Source organism: Delftia sp. DLF01 (genome assembly GCF_014852125.1).
GTDB classification, from domain to species: domain Bacteria; phylum Pseudomonadota; class Gammaproteobacteria; order Burkholderiales; family Burkholderiaceae_C; genus Comamonas; species Comamonas acidovorans.
The window spans coordinates 1,160,577-1,180,010 of record NZ_JACVAZ010000001.1; the positions used below are offsets into that span (position 1 = coordinate 1,160,577).

The following is a 19,434-nucleotide window of genomic DNA, read 5'->3' on the forward strand; positions in this document are numbered from 1 at the left end:
AATATGACGCTGCCCGCCTGCTGGATGGCATCATCCAGCGCTACGAATCGCAATGGAGCGTCTTCGAGGCGGGCGGCGCTGCGCTGAGCGGCGCCGCCGTCGTGCACCCGGCGCCGTCGGTGACCATTGTCAGCAATGCCCTGAACGCCTACAGCATCAATGGCGTGCCGTACACGCTGGAGTGGAAGGGCGTCACCATGGACGCCGCAGCACACCCCACCGAGGTCATCGCCGCCGATGCGGCCGGTGCGCGCAGGCTGCAGGCCGCCATAGGACTGGCTGGTTCTTCGCTGGAGCACAGCGTGTTCCAGTCGCAGTTCGGCGCCGAGTCCGTGTCCGCGGACAAGCTCATCGCCCTGGCACGGGCCCAGAACGCCACCGTGCTCACGCTCACATCGCCCAATGCGCCTGAACTGGCCACGCTGCCGTTGGCGCAGGCCACCCAAGCTGAACTGCGCTCCTGGCTGCAGTCGGGCTACAGCGTGGAGATTCCCGCGCAGAGCATCGCCCATGCCGCATGGCGCGGCATGGGCTGGATCGTCAGCGACCCTGCCACGGGAGCCAGCGGCTACTTCCTCTCGGGCGGCATTGCCGGCGGGGCCACGGCGCAGAGCCCCTGGACGCTCCAGTTCCTGGCCGATGCCCTGGCAGGCGCCCATACCGATGCGGCCAACAACGACCCGTCTTCGGGTGCCAGCGTCGAGATGCTCAATGCCGGAACGGACCTTGAAGGCACGGTCGGTCAGTCGCTGGCGGGGCAGTCGATGAGCGTGCGCGTACGTGACCGCGACGGGCGGCCAGTGAAGGGGGCCAGCGTCAGCTTCATGGCTGTTCGCGGCGGCGGAAGTGTCAGCCCGGCGACCGGCACGACGAACGCATTGGGCGTTGCCAGCACCACGGTCACGCTTGGCCAGTCCACCCTCACGTCGTCGGTCTATGTTCTGGTCAAGCCTGGAGACAAGCATGTCACGCAGGCCGGCCTGAACATCTTCGATGCCTCCGTAGCCTCTGCGGCGGGAACTCTCAAGCCCCCGCAGCCTTTGCGGGTGCTGGCGCTTCCGGGCGTTGCGGCCACCCTCACCACCAAGCGGCTTGGTCAAGGCAGTCCAGTGCCTGGACTGGCCAGTTTGCAAAGCAGCTTTTCCGTCGAGGTCCTGGACAAATTCGCCAATCCTGTGGCCAACGTCCGCGTCACGGGCACGGGCCTCGCACCCTCCGCAAATTGCGACCCTGCTGTCAGACCTGTACCCGCCACGGCGGATGGTCCCCATGACACCAACACCGACGGAGTGGCGTTCCTGGAAATCACTCCAGGACCGACCAATGCCACCCGGTCACCGGTACAGATATCCGCAGGCGGCCTGTTCACCACGGTCGAGGTCCAGGTGGAAACGAGCTGTTCGGCATGGCCCAGATTGCTCAGTCTGGCAAAGGCCTACTGGGACAAGGATGGCCGGCCCAGTGCCGCGACGGGTGCGGGCAAGCGCTTTGCAAGGCCCTTCGGACTGACGCTTTTTCAGGAGCGCGCCAGCACGGGTACGGACTCCAGCGGCCGTTGTGTCTTCACCGGAACACGCACATTCGAGCCCACCGTGGGCGCAACGGCCTCACTGCAAGTGTCCGCCGGTGGTCGGGCGGTGAATTTTTCACAGGTGGGCGCTGCCGAGTGGCAAAGCCATGTCATCACGGGTGCCAGTCCCGCCAGCAACGATTTGCTCTGGAATCTGGGGGGAACTTACACCCTTGATGTGATGGGGACGGGCTGCAACCCCGTGCCGAGGAGCGAGCCATTGACCATGGCCTCGGCAGGCGGGGCCGTATTTGGCGTACGGGCCGCCATCAGCGTGATTACGTCTGCCAATACCGATCAAGGTGTGGACCCCGGGCGCCTTTATCTGTCGGATGCGGGCCTGAACGTCTACCCCATACAGGTCGGCTTCCAGGTGGAGCCTGACGACTATGTTGCCCCAGCGGTTCAGGTGCGCGTGTTCGAGGACGGGCAGCTTGTGGCTGTTCGCCCTTCCGAGAGCCGGCAGAAACAAGGCAATGCACAGATCGAGCGCGGCAACCGCTTCGACATCGCCAAAACCTACCAGGCCGACGCCTACATCGATGACGACATCATCTCCGAGAAGATGGAGCTGCCCTTCAGGCAGCGCATCGTCACCAGCTACGACCGCGTGCTGCGCCTGATGCGCGACGTGGATATTGCCAATGACCGCTTCTGCGCCCAGGGCAGTGCGCTCAACTTCATCCTGAGCCAGAACGCCAGGATCACGCTGGAGGCCACCCGCCTCAGCGATGACGACAATCCGGTGTCTACGGGCAGCCCCGTGCGCCTGATCGATGGCCAGGCATTTGCCATGGGTGCCAACAGCATCACGCTGGCGCCCGATGCCCTGCTGCCGGCCAGGAACGGCTACGCCTTCACCCTCACGGCCGTCAGCGACAAGGATGGATCGGTCGAGCCCAACCAGGGCCTGGTCATCTCCAAACTGATGCTCAACGATGCCTTGCCGGTGGGCAACATCCTCATTCAGGGCGTCAATGTCAAATCCGGCCGCATCAACCTGTCCGGCATGGGAATGGGCGTGGCCGCACGCGGGCCGCAGCTGGCGCTGCGCCCGTCCTACTCTTCCGGGGGATCGGGCAGCGTCGGCGTGCTGGGCGTGAACTGGGGGCACAACTTCGATGCCTCACTGTCCACCACGGCCTGCGGCGACATCCTGGTCAATGCCGGAGACGGCGGCTTCATCCGCTTCCTGCCCCAGGGCAACGGCACGCTCACACCGGCCAAGGGCTACCACGGCACTCTGATCGCCAACAACGGCGACCGCAGCTACGACTTCTATTCCAAGGATGGCACGCGCTATCACTTCGGCTTCATCGGCGGCAAGCGCCAGTGGGCCCTGCAGTCCATCACCGACACCAACGGCAACGCGCTGACCCTCACCTATGACATCGGCGTGGATGCGCCCTTGTTGCAGGTGCAGAACGCCTATGGGCAGTCCCTGCAATTCTTCTACCAGACCCGGGCCTTCGTGGGCTCGGGCGCAGCGGTGAACGTGCTGCAGAAAGTGCAGGGCCCCGAGGACATGGGGCTGGCGTTCGAGTACGACGCCGCAGGCAACCTTGTCAAGATCACCCGCACCGACGCGCCGGAGGCCACCGAGAGCTATAGCTACAGCGACCACACCGGCCCGCTGGGCATGTCCAACCTGCTGCTCAGCCACACCAACGCGCTGGGCCAGGTCACGCAGTTCAAATACCACTCCGGTCCGGTCCTGCGCCAATTCGGCAATGGCCAGATCCCTTCGTTCGAATCCACCGTCATCGGCGTCACCGCCGCCGATGGAGGGCACACCGCCTTCGCCTACAACGCCAAGCCGGAGGAACCGGCCACCGATGTCACCGACGCCCGTGGCAAGCTGACGCGCTACGCCTTCAACAAATACGGCAACCCGCTCAGCATTGCCGGCCCAGCGGGTACCACGTCCATGACCTGGGCCGTGAACGACGTGCTCATGCTGAGCAAGACCGATGCCAACGGCGTCGTCACCAGCTACACCTATGACGCCAACGGCAACCAGACCAGCGAGCAGGTGAGCGGTGGCGGCGGCACCCAGGCCGTCTCCACATCGCAGACCTGGCTGGCTCAGACCGCGCCGCCCTTCATCAAGAACAAGCGCCTGAGTTTCACGGACCGCCGTGGACTGACCTCCACAGCCAGCTTCGATGCGCGCGGCAACCTGACCGGCGAGCAAATGCCCGATGGCAGCCGCATCAGCCACAGCGTAGCCGCCAACGGGGACCGCCAAAGCACCACCGATGTGCGCGGCAATGTCACCCACATGCGCTACGACGCACGCGGCATGCGCAGCGCCGTCGTCGATGCACTGGGCGGCACCACCGCCGTGCGCCATGACAACCGGGGCCGGCAGATCGCCGTGGTCGATGCCGAAGGCCGCGCCAGCGAAATGCAATACAACACCCTGGACCAGCTGACCCGGATCACGCTGGCCGCAGGCACGGCCGACGCAGGCCAGCGCACCCAGACCTGGGATGCGCTGGGCAACAAGCTCAGCGAAACCGATGAAGAAGGTCGCACCACCAGCTACCAGTACGACGCCATGGGCCGCGTGCTGCGCAAGAGCCTGCCCTCGGGCGCCATCGTCATCACCTATGACCTGCTGGGCAACAAAACCAGCGAGACCAATCTGCGTGGCGACAAGACCACCTACGCCTACGACGACGCCAACCGCCTGGTCCTGCGCACCGAACCCGCCACCCCGCCCAAGACCACCGGCTACGCCTATGACGGCGTGGGCAACATCACCACGGAAACCGACGCGCTCGGCCGGCAGACCACGCATACCTACAACCATCTCAACCAGCGCACGGCAACCAAATTTGCCGACGGCACCACCAGCACTGCCGTCCATGACGGCAACGGCAACAAGACCAGCGAGACCGATGCGCTGGGCCGCGTCACCACCTATGTCCATGACGCGCTGAACCGGCTGCTCAGCCAGACCATCGCGGGCCGCAGCAAGCGCAGCATGGTCTATGACGCAAGCGGCAACCTCCTCAGCCGCACTGATGCCAACGGCAACACCAGTGCCTTCGCCTACGACGCCCTCAACCGTGTGGTGGCGGAGACCGATGCCCTGGGCCGTGTCACCCACACCGACTACGACAAGCTCGGCAACAAGCTGCAGGTCACCAACCCGCTGCGCCAGACACAGAAATGGCAGTACAACGCGCGCAACTGGATCGTGGCGCAGCAGGACGGCGAAGGCCACCAGACCCGGTACGGCCACGACAAGGTCGGCAACCGCGTGACGGAAACCTGGCCCAACGGCAACATCGTCAACTTCGAGTACGACGCGCTCAACCGGCTCATCCGCAGCGAGGACTCCATCGGCCTGCTCGGTACCACGGCCTATGACGCCGACGGCCACATCACCAGCCAGAGCGATGCGCGCGGCAACGCCACCAGCTTCACCTGGGACGCCATCGGCCGGCAGCTCAGCCGCAGCCAGCCCACGGCAGCGGGCAATGCCGTCACCTCCACCGTTTATGACGCAGCCGGCAACATCGTCAGCGTGACTGCGCCCGGCGGCAACGTCATCACTACGAAATACGACAGCCGAAACCGCCCCATCGAAGTCCGCGACAACCTGGGCATCGCCAGCGCCACCACCTATGACGCGGTCGGCAACCCCCTGACCCAGACCGACGGACGGGGCAGGGTGCTGACCCACCAGTACAACGACTTCAACCTGCGCACGGCCACCAGCGACGGGCTGGGCCAGGTCGGCTCGGTCGAATATGACCTGCACGGCAACAAGACCAGCGAAACCGACGCCAACGGCCACGCCACCAGCTACCAGTACGACGCGCTCCACCGCGTCATCGCCACCACCCGCGCCGGCATCCAGCTGCAAAAGACCGAATACGACGAAGCCGGTCGCATCCAGTTTGAAACCGATGCGCGTGGCAACAAGGTCGGCTACGAATACGACAAGCGCGGCCTGCTCGTCAAAACCAACCGCAGCCTGGGCGCCATCGACCTGTTGCAGCGCGGCAGCATGGGCGACGTCACCCTGGCCACCGACTCCGAAGGCCGTACCACAACCACCGGCTACGACAAGCGCCGCCGCGCCATCAGCGTGGCAGACGGCCTGGGCAACACCACCCACAGCACGTTCGACCTGGCAGGCAACCTCACCGAGGCCAAGGCACCCAACGGTGCCACCGTCAGCTACGCCTACGACCCGGCCAACCGCCTGGCCACCATCACCCAGGCCCTGGACAGCGGCCAGGCGCAGGCCACCATCACCTACGACACCAGCGGCAACCTGCTTGAACAACGCGATCTCAACGGCCAAAGCACACGCCATGCCTACGACGCGCGCAACCGCCGCATCCGCACCACACTGCCCGCTACCCAGGCCGGCGAAGCCGTGCAAACCAACGGCTACGACAACGCAGACGGCCTGACCGAACACACCGACGCCAACGGCAACCGCTTCGTCCACACCCTGGACATCCGCGGGCGGCGCACGCAGACCGTCACCACCGTCAGCCAGGGCAACGGCCCGGGCAGCGTGCTGCAGACCACCTTCGGCTATGACGCCAACGGCAACCTGACCAGCACCGCCCAGACCGACAGCCAGGGCACGCGTACCGAAACCACCACCTACGACGCCTTCAACCGGCCCGTCAAGGCCACTGACGCCTGGGGCAACAGCCTCACGCACAGCTACGACCCCCAGGGCAACCGCATCGGCACCACGGCCGCCACGGCAGCCGCCCCGGGCGGCAGCGTCACCACCATCGAGTACGACGCCCTCAACCGCCGCACCAGCCAGAGCGGGGCAGGCGGCACCACCCGCATCAGCTACGACAGAACCAGCCGCGTCACCCAACTGCTGCACCCCGATGGCAGCAGCACCGGCACCCGCTACGACAAGGCCGGCCGCGTGGCTGGCGAAACCAGCAGCACCCAGGCCACGGCAGGCGCAGGCAACACCCTGCTGGACGTTGCCTACACCTACGACGTCAACGGCAACCGCATCGGCAGCAGCAGAACGGAATCCCTGTCTGCCGCCAACCGCAGCGCGGCCCTCAGCGCCCATCTGCCCGGTGGCAGCAACAGCGCCAGCCACAACCGCACCCGCGTGGAAAGCTGGACCTACGACGCCCAGGACCGCCTGACCAGCCACACCACGCCCGAGCGCCGCACCACTTGGCAGCTGGATGCGGGAGGCCGGCGCATCCAGCAGAACGTGGTCGCCACCGTCGGTGCCACGGGTCCGCCTGTCGGCAGCCCCAACGGCCTGGAAACTGGTGCCTCGGCACCCGAAGGCACGCTGGACTACCACTACAACGGCCGTGACCAGCTCGTGCAGATCAGCGGCGCGGCCAGCGCCAGCTACACCTACGACGCCAACGGCAACCGCCTCACGCAGGCGCAGACCAAGGGTGCCGCCACCTCCACCACCAGCTACCACTGGAACGCCCAGGACCAGCTCGTCCGCGTGGACCAGGACCAAGGCAGCGGCGCACAGACCCTGGCCCAGTACCGCTACAACGCAGGCAACCTGCGCGCAGAAAAATTCCTCAGCAACGCGGGCCTGAACAAAGCCACGCAAGGCAGCGCGGCTACCTACAGCCCGCTGGCCTACGAACGCATCCAGTGGGATGGCCTGCACGCCCGCCGCAGCTTCGAGATTCGCGGGACAGACAACACCCAGACCCTGCACAGCGACACCGACGCAGCCGTGCTGGCTGGCAACACTGCCCCCTGGCTGTTCAACCGCACGCAATACGCCAACGGCCTGGGCAGCACCAGCAGCACCACGCAACTGCATGCCGACAGCAACGGCAACCTGGTGGCCACTGTCGCCAGCGAAGGCGGCACGGCCAAGGCAGACAGCCTGCTGCTGTATAGCGCCTACGGCAGCGTGGACAGCGAAGCCAGCGGCAACGCGGGTACTGGAATCCGCAGCAACGGCCACAGCTTCGGCAGCTACTACGCAGACCCGGAGACGGGCCTGCTGTACGCCAGGGCACGCTACTACGACCCGGCCAGCGGCCAGTTCATCAGCCGTGACCCGGTGGAGGGAGAGGCGAGGCTGCCGATTACCTGGGGTGCTTACCAGTACGGCAGGTACAACCCGTATCGGTATGTGGATCCGAATGGGGAGCAGTCGACCTCCACCATGATCGACAACGCTGCAGAAGGATGTGGCCGCTTCACCTGCGCCCTCTACGCCCTGGGCAAAGGCCTATACGTGGCCTCCACGCTGGGCTTTGCCAGCGTGCACGACCCCATGCGAGATGCCTACGACGAAGGCAAGATCAGCCAAGGCCAGTATTGGGGTGCAGGCGTGGGCGGCGGCCTGGCCGTAGCGGGACTGAACGTGGCTACTGGAGCTGCTGGAGGTGCCTTGGTGGGCGCAGCCAGCAGCACCGCAGGACGTGTAGCAGTGGCTGCCGTTGTAGGAGCCAGCAGCGGCGCGGCAGGCGATGCCGCCACGCAGGCGGCGCACATGGGTGGTGGCATCCAGAGCGGCTATGACCTGCAGCAAACGGCCACGTCAGCGGGCGTGGGTGGTGCGTTGGGGGCCGGATCGGTACCTCTGGCAAATGCCATCAAAAGCAGCCTGGATCGGAGGACCGTAGCAAGAGCACTGGCAAAGGAGCTCCAAACCACGGAGCCTGTGCTGGCGGCGAAGACGCCGACCATAGAAGCGGCAAGAGTCCGGCCAGAGGTGAGCGACACAACGCCGACACTGGTAGCCGAAGGGCCCAGGCTTCGGGCGGCTGGGGAATGGAAGTCGGTGAGCAAGACTGCTCAGGCTGTGAGGAATGATGCTCGGACACACAGCTCAGCAAGCGAAGTGCCCTCAAACACAGAGGTTCCAACAGTCAGCCTTTTTGGCTTTCGAGGTGCAGGCTCTGCTAGAGATTTGATGGCTCTAGATGCGCCTCATCCTTATGTTGTAACCGGGCATGTTGGTTATTCATTTGATGGAGGAAAAACCATTTATGGATTTGGGCCAAAAATGCCTGATGGCATCTCTGCTTTTGAAGCGGTGCAGTCGCTAAGAAATGGTGCAAGTTATCCCGGAGTTATCACGGATGACACGGCTATTTTCCGATCAATTGCTAACAGCAGCGCTGCTAGCCGAGGTGGTGTTCCTCAGGCGGTAATAGAACATAGGATTTCTATGTCTCATGAGCAATTTGATATGATAAAATTAGCGCATAATGCAATCGGAATAAATAGTCCGATGAATAATACTATGTATGGTTTCCCCGGGAAAAATTCATGCACATTCAATTGTGCGACATTTCCAATGAGTATTGGTATACCTATACCAGAGGCGACGGGTAATATGAGAAACTACATGCCATTATTGGAGAAATTGGGTATGCCATGGAAGCCAGAATGAGAAAACAGGATTTTTTGGTAAGTAAGGTAAAAAAGCATGATGTCATAGTGGCTCGTGTTATCAGTTCCCCAGAGCCTCAAGTATTGAAGGCGATAGTGGTGGAGATATTATCGACGCAGAAAGGAATTGATTTATCTGCTTTAGGAAGGGAAATTGATTTTGTCTGCTCTCCTGGGACGTGGGGGGATGCCCAATTGTCTATTGGGGATGAGGCTATTATATTCATCTCTCTGATTTCAAATAGGCTATATGAGGATGCTTGGCGTGGCCACATGTTAATTGAGGATATTGAAGGGGAAAAATATGCTATATATCCACATCGAGAACTCTGGCTTAACGAGGAGATTCCCTCTTTAATTAGAGAAAACTCAAAACAGGATCCAAAGCGACCTTTTGCAACAGCCATACATTTCGTTGCTATGGAAAAATATTTGAAGGAATTAATTGAAATTCATGGCTAGGATGCACTGATATTCAGTGAACGAGATGCGGCGATACCGCAGTCACTGCCTGTGCCCCGGGTGGCAGCACCACCACCGTCCAGTACGACGCCCTCAATCGCCGCACCAGCCAGAGCGGGGCAGTCGAAACCAGCAGCACCGAGATCAGCGGCGCAGCCAGCGCCAGCTACACCTACGACGCCAACGGCAACCGTCTCACGCAGGCGCAGACCAAGGGTGCCGCCACCTCCACCACCAGCTACCACTGGAACGCCCAGGACCAGCTCGTCCGCGTGGACCAGGACCAAGGCAGCGGCGCACAGACCCTGGCCCAGTACCGCTACAACGCAGGCAACCTGCGCGCAGAAAAATTCCTCAGCAACGCGGGCCTGAACAAAGCCACGCAAGGCAGCGCGGCTACCTACAGCCCGCTGGCCTACGAACGCATCCAGTGGGATGGCCTGCACGCCCGCCGCAGCTTCGAGATTCGCGGGACAGACAACACCCAGACCCTGCACAGCGACACCGACGCAGCCGTGCTGGCTGGCAACCCGGCTCCCTGGCTGTTCAACCGCACGCAATACGCCAACGGCCTTCAAGTGGCGTGTATTAGGAGGGCTTCTCAGCTGCCAATTACCTGCTTTCAGGGATATGCGCTGCGCAGGCCGTCGTCTAGAGTAAGAAATTGTCAGCAGCGCAGTCATTTGTGGCCTGCCTGAAGGCAGTGGCGGGGACCGCTCCCCGCCTGTTCGGATCTTCGGATCTTTTCTTCCAGGCCAGACCCATGCTGCAACTTATCCAATTCCTTGCCCGTGGCACGGGGCTCGCACAGGCGTTGGGCGCCTTGGCCGTGGCCTGTGCCGTGCCGGCAGCCCAGGCGCAGAGCATCACGGTGGCACCGCTGGCAGCCGTGGCGCCGGCGGCGATTCCTGTGGACCACCCTGGCGCTCTTGCGCTGCTGGCGTTGGCCTTGGGGGCCTGCCTTGTGCGGGGTGTGCAAAAAGGGCGGATCTCCCTGGTCGGCCTGCGTGCCTGGGCCATGGGCGGTGCTGTTGTCGTGACCGCAGCCACGGCGGTCTGGGGCGAGCGGGTGCAGGCCCAGATTCAGGAATTGCAGGAAGCCTTCAACCAGGCTGCAGGCGAGACGCTCACCGTTCCCGTGCAGGCGACAGCGCTGGGTGCCGATGGCGCACCGCAGGGATTCCTGCCCGTGGTCTATCGCAACCAGACGTCGGTGCGGCTGAAAATCACCGGCATCACGGACCCTGTGTGGAACACCTGCTTTCCGCTGGGCGTGCCGGGCGCGATTCCATCGACGGCCCCACGTCCCGGCAGCGCCTGCGCAGTCGGCGCCGCGCTGGAGGCGGGCGGCTCCTGCTGGGTGGATGTGGCGCAGCTGTGCGCCAACGCGGCGGCCACCGCGCACGGCAGCCATGCCAGCGTGCTTGCGCCCGACAGCGTGCAGGTGGACACGGCCGGGCAGCGCACGGGCAATGTGCTGTCCAATGATTCCGATGCCGATGGGGCGCTCGTGGTCGCCAGCTTCACCTATGAAGGCCAGACCGTGGCGGCCGGCAGCTCCCGGAACGTGGCGGGGCGCGGGATCTTCGCGCTGCAGGCAGACGGCAGCTTCACTTTCCAGGCGGATGCGAACTACAGCGGCGGCCATCCGCTGGCCATCGGCTACACCGTGCAGACCGGCGCGTCCAGCACGCTGAGTGTTTTCGTGAACCGGGTGCCCGTAGCCGGCAACGATACGGCCACCACCGATGCCGATACATCCGTCACCATCGCCGTGCGCGGGAACGACAGCGATGCGGATGGGGACAGCCTGACCGTTTCCGGCATCACCCAGGGCACCCACGGTTCCGTGGTCGTGGATGCCGTCACGGGCAATCCGGTCTACACGCCGAACGCCAACTTCACCGGCAGCGACAGCTTCACCTACACCATTGGCGACGGCAGGGGCGGTTCTGCCACGGCCAGTGTGTCGGTGACGGTTGCTGCTGCGCCCTCCGGCAATCAACCGCCAGTGTCTGTCTCCGATGCGATAGTGGTGGCCGAGGGCGCTGTGGCCACGGTCCTTGCCAGCGGTGCAATCAGCGTGCTGGCCAACGACACGGACCCTGACGGCAATCCGCTCGTCGCGGTGCTGGTGACGGGTCCGGCGAACGGGTCCTTGACGCTGAACGGCAATGGCACCTTCACCTATATCCACAACGGCAGCGAGACGACTTCCGATAGCTTCACCTACCGTGCCAGCGACGGGCAGGCCATGGGGAACATCGTCACCGTTTCCATCACGGTCACTCCCGTGAACGATGCACCGGTTGCCGTGGCAGATCAATTGATGGTTGCCACGGACATCCCGCTGAGCATCAGCTTTGCCACGCTGCTGGCCAATGACACGGATGCCGACGGCGACAGCCTGACCATCACCTTGGCTCATTCGCCGATCAATGGCAGCCTTGCATTGCAGGCGGGCGGGGTGCTGTTCACGCCCGCTGCAGGCTACGAAGGACCGGCCAGCTTTCTCTACGACGTCAGCGATGGGCGCGGCGGCACCAGTATCGGCACGGTCAATCTGTCGGTTGGAACGGCCAGCGCTCCTTCGGTCGTTGTCCTGAAGTCCCTGCTGGCCATCGCACACGGCACAGGCGGGACCAGCGTCAGGTTTCCGATAACCACGAAGCTGGTGGATACGGATGGCTCGGAAACCCTGTCGATCAGGATCAGTGGACTGCCCACCAATCTGTCCTTCAATGCGGGTACGAACCTGGGTGGTGGTGTCTGGCAATTCACCGAGGCCGACCTGCCCAATCTCATCCTGAATCTGCCTGGCAGCTACACCACGAACGCCACGTATCTCACGGTCCAGGTCACGGCGACGGAGGTCAGCGGCGGCTTCACGGCATCGACATCCACCGTGGTCACGCTCAAGGCCTCATATACGACCGTGGATATCACCACGACCGAGAGCGGCAACCATACGGGCAGCTCGGCCAACGAATACATCACCGGTGGCAACGGCGCCAACACCATCAACGCCGGCAGCGGAAACAACATCGTTTTCGGGGGCGCTGGCGACGACAACCTGTCGGCGGGCTCGGGCTCCGATGTGCTGATCGGCGGCAGCGGCAACGACACCCTCAACGCGGGATCGGGCACGGACCGGCTGATCGGAGGCTCCGGCGACGACCTGTTGATTGGCGGCGATGCGGGCGAGAACTTTGCGGATGTCTTTGTCTGGTTGCTGGGAGATCAGGGGGCAGCGGGAACGCCGGCCTTGGACCGAATCCAGAACTTCTCCACGGCGGCAGCGGGAACCAACGGCGCAGGCGGTGATGTACTGGACCTGCGCGACCTGCTGCAGGGTGAATCCGCAGGCCCCCCCAGTAATGCCGCAGGCAACCTGGCCAACTATCTGCACTTCGAGATCACGGGAGGCGATACCTGGGTCCATGTCAGCCACACGGGCGGCTTCGGTGCAGACTCCCATGCGGTGGGTGCAGGCTATTCGGCATCGGCCGAGACCCAGCAGATCATCCTGGAAGGCGTGAATCTGCAGACGCTGTATTTCGGTGCCGCCACGGATCAGCAGATCATCACGCAGCTGCTGAACAGCAATAAATTGATCGTGGATTGAGGCTGCCGTTCGGGCCTCGCCGTGCGAGAAATGCTCCCGCAGCTCAACGCCGCTCTTGCGCAGGCGCAGACTGCTCCTGGCCCGCCTTGGTCGCGCGGGGCGGCGCCACCGGCATGGGAAACCCGACAAGCGCGAGCGCCACTGCGAAAGGCAGCAGGCAGTAGAAGAGCACGCGCTTGAGCTTCATTCGCCGGAATTGAGGGTGCTTGCGCAGCCTTCAAGTGGACTGTTCCCCGTCTACATGAAATTCCTCGTATGCAATGAAGCCAGCCGCTCGGCATGCCCACGCTCGAACCCCAGCCGCAGCAGCTTGGAAAACCGGCCGTCGGCCATGTCGCGCATGAGCTGCTGCACGCGGGCGGCGCCGCGGGCCAGGGCTTCGGGGGTGAGGGTGCCGGCGGCGATGAGGATCAGGGCGTCGAAGACTTCCTCGTTCAGACCCGAGGTGCCGGCCAGGTTGTCGAAGCGCTGCTCCACGGCCTGGGCCAGCTGATGCTGGAAGCCGGGCTCGTGCTGCAGGCGGTACAGCAGGTGGGACATGCCCAGGGCCACATGGCGTGCCTCGTCGCGTGCGGCCAGGCGGCAGATCTGGCGTGTGAGGGGGTCGGGCGCCTCGGTCTGCAGGAACTGCAGCAGGTGCACGAAGGTGCCTTCGCCCAGCACCGACAGCAAAAAGCCCGCTACGGAAAAATCCGTCTCGTCCAGCAGGCTCTTGAGCGAGGCCTGGCCGCCCGCCGTGGACAGGGCGGGCTCGCGGCCGTGGCGGCGGATGCGGCGCGTGAAGACATCGATGTGCCGCGCCTCGTCGGCCACCTGGATGGCCAGCGCCGCCTGCAGCTCGCGGTAGTGCGGGTGCAGCTGGCCCAGGAAGCGCGCGGGCACCAGCAGGGCCGCGTTCTCGTTCTCCACCATGTAGGTCATGAGCTGCACGATGGCGTCCTCCACGGGCGCGGGCAGCTCGGGCGCATCGCACCAGTCGATGTCGGTGTCGGCATTCCACTGCGCGGCCACGGCCTGGGCGTAGAGGTCGGCGGCGCTGTCGGTCCAGACCTGCAGCTTGTCGCTGAGCCGGAAATGGAAGGCCGGCGCCCCGGCTTCCACCTGCGCGCCACGCGCGGCCAGGCCCCAGAAAGGCTGGGCCTGCGCGGCCACGGCATCGCCGCCCGAGCGCGCATCGCTGCGGCCCGTCTGCGCCGCGCCACGCCAGCGCCCGGCCTGGGCGCCGCCGCGCGCCACGATGGCCATGGCCTGTGCAACACCCGCGCCGTCCTCCCAGCGCAGGCCGTGGCCCTGGTCGCTGCACCAGCCCGACAGCTGGGCCTGCCAGCCCGGCGCGCTGCCGGTCACGCGCAGCTGCCCGCCCACGGGCAGGGCGGCCAGCGCGTGCTTGACCAGAAGATGGGCACCGGCATCGAAGCCCAGACCCTGCAGGTCGATGACAGGCAGGGTGGAGGCGGGCAGGGTGGAGGCGGGCAGGGTGGAGGCGTGCAGGGCGCCGCTGTCGGAATCAGGCATGGCCATGGCGCGTATCAGTAACGGTAGTCCTGCACGGTGATGCGGCCTTCGGCGTCGTAGAAGGCCTCGTCCGTCACCGCGCGCTCCAGCAGGCCGTAGCCCGTGCCGCGGCCTGGGTGCCAGACCTTCAGGCCTTCCAGCTCCAGCAGCGGGCGCACGGCCGCGTCGTCCCAGGACATGGCCAGCAGGATGTCGCGGAAGGCGCCGGCGCGTTCGGCATCGATGTGCGGGCCGGCCGTCATGTTGCAGTGGTCGAAGGCGCCCGAGGTGGCCAGCACACGGGTGCCACCGGCCGGCAGCGTGCCTTCGCGCGCAAAGGCCTGGTAGTTCTTGCCCACCATCCATGAAGCCTGTATCTCGCCGGCCACCATGGCGGCGGCGGCCAGGCGCTCGCCGCCGATGTGGTCGCCGTGCTTGCCGCCCAGCACGTCAAAGCGGCGTGCCGTGTAGTCGCGCCCGGCCACCAGCCCTTCCTGGCGCAGATGGTCCAGCGGGATCAGCGTGGCCTGGGGCGAATCCACGGCACCGAAGCCCACGGTCTTGCCGCGCAGGTCCTGCACGCTCTGGATGGGGCTGTCGGCGGGCACGACCAGCAGCGAATGCAGGTCCAGGTCGGTGTCGCGCATGGCGATGGATTCCACGCGCAGGCCGCGCGCGCGGGCCATGCGGTCGGCGCGCACAAAGGCCAGCGGCGAGTTCCAGGCCAGGTGCACATCGCCTGCGATCAGCGCCTCGGTCAGCGACTCGTAGTTGGAATAGAGCACGTAGTCGAAGTAGTAGCCGCGCTCGATGAAATACGCCTTGAAGCCTTCCCAGATGGTGATCACCTTGGGGGCGTAGGCCACGGCGCCGAGCTTGATCACGGGGGCGGTTGTCGTCATTCGGAAGTCCTTTGCTGGATGGGGAAGGGGATTGAGGCTATCGACAGGATCTGCGGCGCAGGTTCAGGCAGCGGCTTCGCACATGGCCTTGCCCAGCATGTCGTAGATCACGTCGGTGGTGGGCGCCATGACCGATGCGGCACGCGCATCGCGGAACAGGCGCTCTATGCCCAGCTCCTTGCGGAAGGCGGCGCCGCCGCACACGCGCATGGCAATGTCGGTCACCTCCAGCGCGGCTTCGGCGGCGGCGGCCTTGGTCTGCAGCAGGCGCGTGCGCGTGTCGGGGCGGGCGGCCTGCACGGCGGCCACGGTGTCGTCGCGCAGCAGGCGCGCCTGCTCCAGGCGCAGCTGGGCGCGGGCCAGGTAGGCACGGATGGTGGGCAGGTCGGCCAGCGAGCTGCCGCTTTCCGCAAAGCGCGTGCCCGCCACATGGGCCACGGCGCGGCGCAGTGCGCCCTGCATCAGGCCGATGGAGGTGGTGGCGATCAGCGTGGGGAAAAACGGCATCAGGTGGCGGCCCTTCACGGCCTCGCCCTCGCCATCGGCGCCCAGCATGCGGGCGCGCGGCACGCCCACATCGCGCGCCTCGATGGGCGACGACGCATTGCCGCGCAGCCCCATGCCGTTGAAGCGCCCGGGAATGGACAGCCCCGGCAGGCGGCTGTCCACCAGCCACAGCGTATTGCCCTCGCCCTGCGTAGCGCGCGAGATCCAGACATAGGAATCGGCCTCGCCGGCCGAGGTGATCATGCTCTTGAGCGCATTCAGGTGGATGACATCTTCAGCGGCGGTGGCCGTGCCCGTGGGTGCCCAGATATGGCTGCGCGAGCCGGCCTCGGACACGGCCAGCGTGGTGATGTGGCGGCCGGCGGCAATGTCGCGGCGCACCGCGTCATCGGCAAAGGGCTCGATCAGCGCAACGCCGCAGTAGTGCATGGTCAGCACCATGGCCGTGCAGGGGCAGTCCTGGGCAATGCGCTCGATCACCTGCACCGCCTCGGCCAGGCCCTTGCCCCGGCCGCCCACCTCGCTGGCGCTGATCAGGCCCAGCAGGCCGGCTGCGGCCAGCGCATCCAGCGCAGCGCGCGGGTAGCGTGCCTGCTCGTCAATCTGCGCGGCCTGGGGCGCGATGATCTCGCGCATGAGGGGTTCGAGTTGCTGCAAAACTTCCATCTGGGTTCACCGTAGGCATGCCCATGGCCGCCTGCCGAGAGGCACTTGCTGGAAGTCTGGGGAAATGCTGGAGCGCCGCGATGGCCGCTGGGCGCGCCTGCCGCATGCAGACCTGCAATGGCGGATGGGCTGGGGGAAAGAATGCGAAAGATTATGCGCCGGGTGCGCGGCGGCCGGGCGCAATTGCCGGTGGCGCTTGATTTCGGTCAATTGGTGGCTGGGTACTGCCTTCGGCGGTTTCGGCCAACAGGCGGCCGGCAGCCAGACGAGGATGCCTGCAGGAAGATCGTGGCCTATATTGCAGCGCCCATTGCCAGCGCCTCTTGCGGCCCTATCGGCTTGGCAAAAAAGTAGCCCTGGGCCAAATCAACGCCCAGGCTCGCCAGAGTGTTGAATTCCTCGGCTGTCTCCACACCCTCGGCAACCACCACGCTTCCTATCTCGTGCGCGAAGCTCGTGAGGCCCTTGGCCAGCGCACGGCGGCTGCGGTCGGTATCGACATCGTGCGTGATGCTCATGTCCAGCTTGATCATGTCTGGTTGCAGATGCAGGATGTGCCGCATGCTGGAGTAGCCGGCCCCCGCATCGTCGACTGCCAAAGTCGCGCCCCGGCGCCGCAGCGGCGCCAGTGCATCGGCCAAAGCCCTGTAGTCATCCACGGCGGCATGCTCCGTGATTTCCAGCGTCACGCGCGAGAGATCCCGGTCCGAACCCAGAAGCCTGGGCAACTGCCCCGACTGGATCAGCTGCGGCGAGCAGTTGACGGCGAGCAGCCAGTCGGTGGGCAGGCTGCCAAGTGCGCCAAGCGCTGTATCGATCGCATGGCGCTCCAGCTCCAGCCCCAGCCCCACCTCGTGCGCTGCCTTGAACCACTGGTCGGGCGGGCGACGTGGCTCCAGGTCAAAGCGTGACAGACATTCGAAACCATGCAGCTTGCCGGTCGCGATGGTGTATACGGGCTGAAATACGGGGCGCAGCGCATTGCCTTGCATTGCAAGCCGAATTTCGTGGGTCACTTTGTCTCTTGCATGCCGGACGGCAGAAGTCGCACTGAAATGAAGTCCCAATAAATCGGAGAATGCCCGCAGCAGTGACATATCGTGCGCATTCAGCGCAGGATTGGGCTGGTGGCTGAAGCAGCACAAGGTGCCGAACAATTGGTTGTCATCCAGGCGGATGGGAACGCTCAGGTGCGAGCCGATAGGAATCGTGTGCGTTTCCGGTATCTCCTGGGCCGCGGCCAACAGGGAGGTGTCGGGAATCAACTCCGGCAACTCGCCATTGACCACTTTCTGGCAATAGCCCTCGCTCAATGGAATCTTCTGATGCTGAAAAATCACTCCGGCAGTGCTCTCGTCCACATGCTCCAGCACCCGATCCTCTTCCCGGAATCGGGCCACAAAGGCGACATCCATGCCGAGATGCCGACGAACGACAGACAGAACACGGTCGACTCCATCCAGTTCAATGGCAAAAGCGAAAATTCTGCTCAAAGGTGCGAATGTGGATTTACGAAGGGTCATTTCGTTGATCTGCTCTATCAGATGTGTACGCACATTGAATTCACACGCTGCCTGCGGGCTGGCTATCCTCGGCTCCGAGTGCGATGACCAAGCGGTGCGATATGAGTTGATAAAAGGAATGAATTATCATTAACCCGCTCCATTGACCGATACGCGGCAAATCGTGGTTGCCGCGCGATAGAAAATCCCAATCGAACCCCCAGTTGCAACCTCAGTGGCAACCCCGTTTGCAACCCAAAGCAGTAGTGAGAAAAACAGACTTAAGTATGCGCGGTTGAAGTGCGCAGGTCGAGTCCGTCTGTTCGGATTGACAATAGTTATGAAAATCCAACACGGGCAGCTGAAAGGGCCCGGCACTCCCTGGAAAGCCCTTCAAGCCCTATGTCCTGGCTGTGGCTGTCTCAGGTGCTCCATCGGTCATTGCTTGCCAGTGTGATGAATGCGGGCCAGGTACTGGCGGGGAGTCAGTCCCAGAGTCTTGCGGAAAGCGGCGCCCATGTGCGACTGATGGCTGAAGCCGCAATCGTGGGCGATACCCGCCAGGGAATGGGTGTCTGCCCGCATCATGGAGCGGGCCGCCTGTACGCGGGTTTCCACAAGAAAGGCATGCGGCGTCATGCCCAGCAGCTGGGAAAACTCGCGCAGAAACTGCAGCGGCGTGCGCTGGATCATCCGGGCCAGCTGGGCAATGCTCAACGGCTGCGCAAACTCGGCCGCCATGCGCTCCAGGACAGGGCGGTACACCGGGCGCAAGGCCTCGACGCGGGCGGTGGGCGCATGGCATTGCCCGGCCATGAAGCACAGCGCAGCCTGCTCAATGGCCAGCGTGTCCGGTTCGGTGCTCAGCAGCAGCTGGCGCAGTTGGTGGGCCATCTGCAAGGCGCTGCGCTGCCCGGGCGTCACAACGCGCCGTGCCTGGGTTGCAGACGCGCCGTCGCTGAGCCATTGTTCCCAATGCGCCTGGGTGCAGCGAACCACCAGGTACTCGCCGCCCGTGGCCGATTCGGAAAACACGTCGACGCCCGGCGGCGTGCATGCCACCGTCCCGGGCCAGGTATCGAAGTCGACGCGGCGATCGCTGGCAATGGCATGCACGCCTTGCTGGCGCTCCAGCGCGATGCCCAGCGAATGCAGGCGGGTCGGGTCATGGCTGCTGTAGGGCGTGCGGCCCAGCAACTGCACCTCGAATCCCGGTGGTTCGTGATCTGTCATCGCTGTATTGCCTTGTATGGCCCTTGCCTTGCCTTGCCTTGCCTTGCCTTGCGTTCCTGAACTGAAATTTCCTGATAGACG

Annotated in this window: 10 protein-coding genes (1 of these 10 cut by a window edge); 4 read left to right on the plus strand and 6 right to left on the minus strand. The window is 64.5% G+C overall.

The window, feature by feature from the left end:
- The 4 genes from IB269_RS05025 to IB269_RS05040 all read left to right on the plus strand — a co-directional run.
- A protein-coding gene (locus tag IB269_RS05025; protein ID WP_192366537.1) for an RHS repeat-associated core domain-containing protein crosses the window boundary here: on the plus strand, nucleotides 1-8,963 show its 3' portion. Its footprint begins 1,864 nt before the window's first position; the window shows 8,963 of its 10,827 coding nt (coding positions 1,865-10,827); the start codon falls outside the window, past its left edge; the stop codon is at nucleotides 8,961-8,963.
- Nucleotides 8,948-9,424: a hypothetical protein gene (locus IB269_RS05030; protein WP_192366538.1), complete on the plus strand. Its 477-nt coding sequence runs from the start codon at nucleotides 8,948-8,950 to the stop codon at nucleotides 9,422-9,424. The genes IB269_RS05025 and IB269_RS05030 overlap by 16 nt, the downstream gene beginning before the upstream one ends.
- 272 nt (nucleotides 9,425-9,696) lie before the next feature.
- Nucleotides 9,697-10,122: a hypothetical protein gene (locus IB269_RS05035; protein ID WP_192366539.1), complete on the plus strand. Its 426-nt coding sequence runs from the start codon at nucleotides 9,697-9,699 to the stop codon at nucleotides 10,120-10,122.
- 65 nt (nucleotides 10,123-10,187) lie between these two features.
- A complete protein-coding gene (locus IB269_RS05040; RefSeq protein ID WP_192366540.1) occupies nucleotides 10,188-13,049 on the plus strand; it encodes a midcut-by-XrtH protein in 2,862 nt (953 codons plus the stop codon).
- 43 nt (nucleotides 13,050-13,092) lie between these two features.
- Here IB269_RS05040 and IB269_RS05045 read toward each other — a convergent pair whose 3' ends face one another.
- The 6 genes from IB269_RS05045 to IB269_RS05070 form a co-directional block, all read right to left on the minus strand.
- Nucleotides 13,093-13,236, minus strand: coding sequence for a hypothetical protein (locus IB269_RS05045; protein ID WP_183021820.1), 144 nt, complete (start codon nucleotides 13,234-13,236; stop codon nucleotides 13,093-13,095).
- 50 nt (nucleotides 13,237-13,286) lie between these two features.
- Nucleotides 13,287-14,570 carry a ferritin-like domain-containing protein gene (locus IB269_RS05050; RefSeq protein ID WP_192366541.1) on the minus strand — a complete coding sequence of 428 codons (1,284 nt, stop codon included), beginning with the start codon at nucleotides 14,568-14,570 and terminating at the stop codon, nucleotides 13,287-13,289.
- An 8-nt stretch (nucleotides 14,571-14,578) separates the two neighbouring features.
- Nucleotides 14,579-15,445, minus strand: coding sequence for a phosphate/phosphite/phosphonate ABC transporter substrate-binding protein (locus IB269_RS05055; protein ID WP_192366542.1), 867 nt, complete (start codon nucleotides 15,443-15,445; stop codon nucleotides 14,579-14,581).
- 63 nt (nucleotides 15,446-15,508) lie between these two features.
- The gene (locus IB269_RS05060; RefSeq protein ID WP_097201966.1) at nucleotides 15,509-16,618 is read right to left on the minus strand and encodes an acyl-CoA dehydrogenase family protein; all 1,110 of its coding nucleotides are present in this window, start codon (nucleotides 16,616-16,618) and stop codon (nucleotides 15,509-15,511) included.
- Nucleotides 16,619-16,911: 293 nt separating this feature from the next.
- Nucleotides 16,912-18,141, minus strand: coding sequence for an EAL domain-containing protein (locus IB269_RS05065; protein WP_013801771.1), 1,230 nt, complete (start codon nucleotides 18,139-18,141; stop codon nucleotides 16,912-16,914).
- A 417-nt stretch (nucleotides 18,142-18,558) separates the two neighbouring features.
- On the minus strand, nucleotides 18,559-19,353 hold the full coding sequence (locus IB269_RS05070; RefSeq protein WP_192366543.1) for an AraC family transcriptional regulator: 795 nt from the start codon (nucleotides 19,351-19,353) through the stop codon (nucleotides 18,559-18,561).
- Nucleotides 19,354-19,434: the final 81 nt, after the last annotated feature.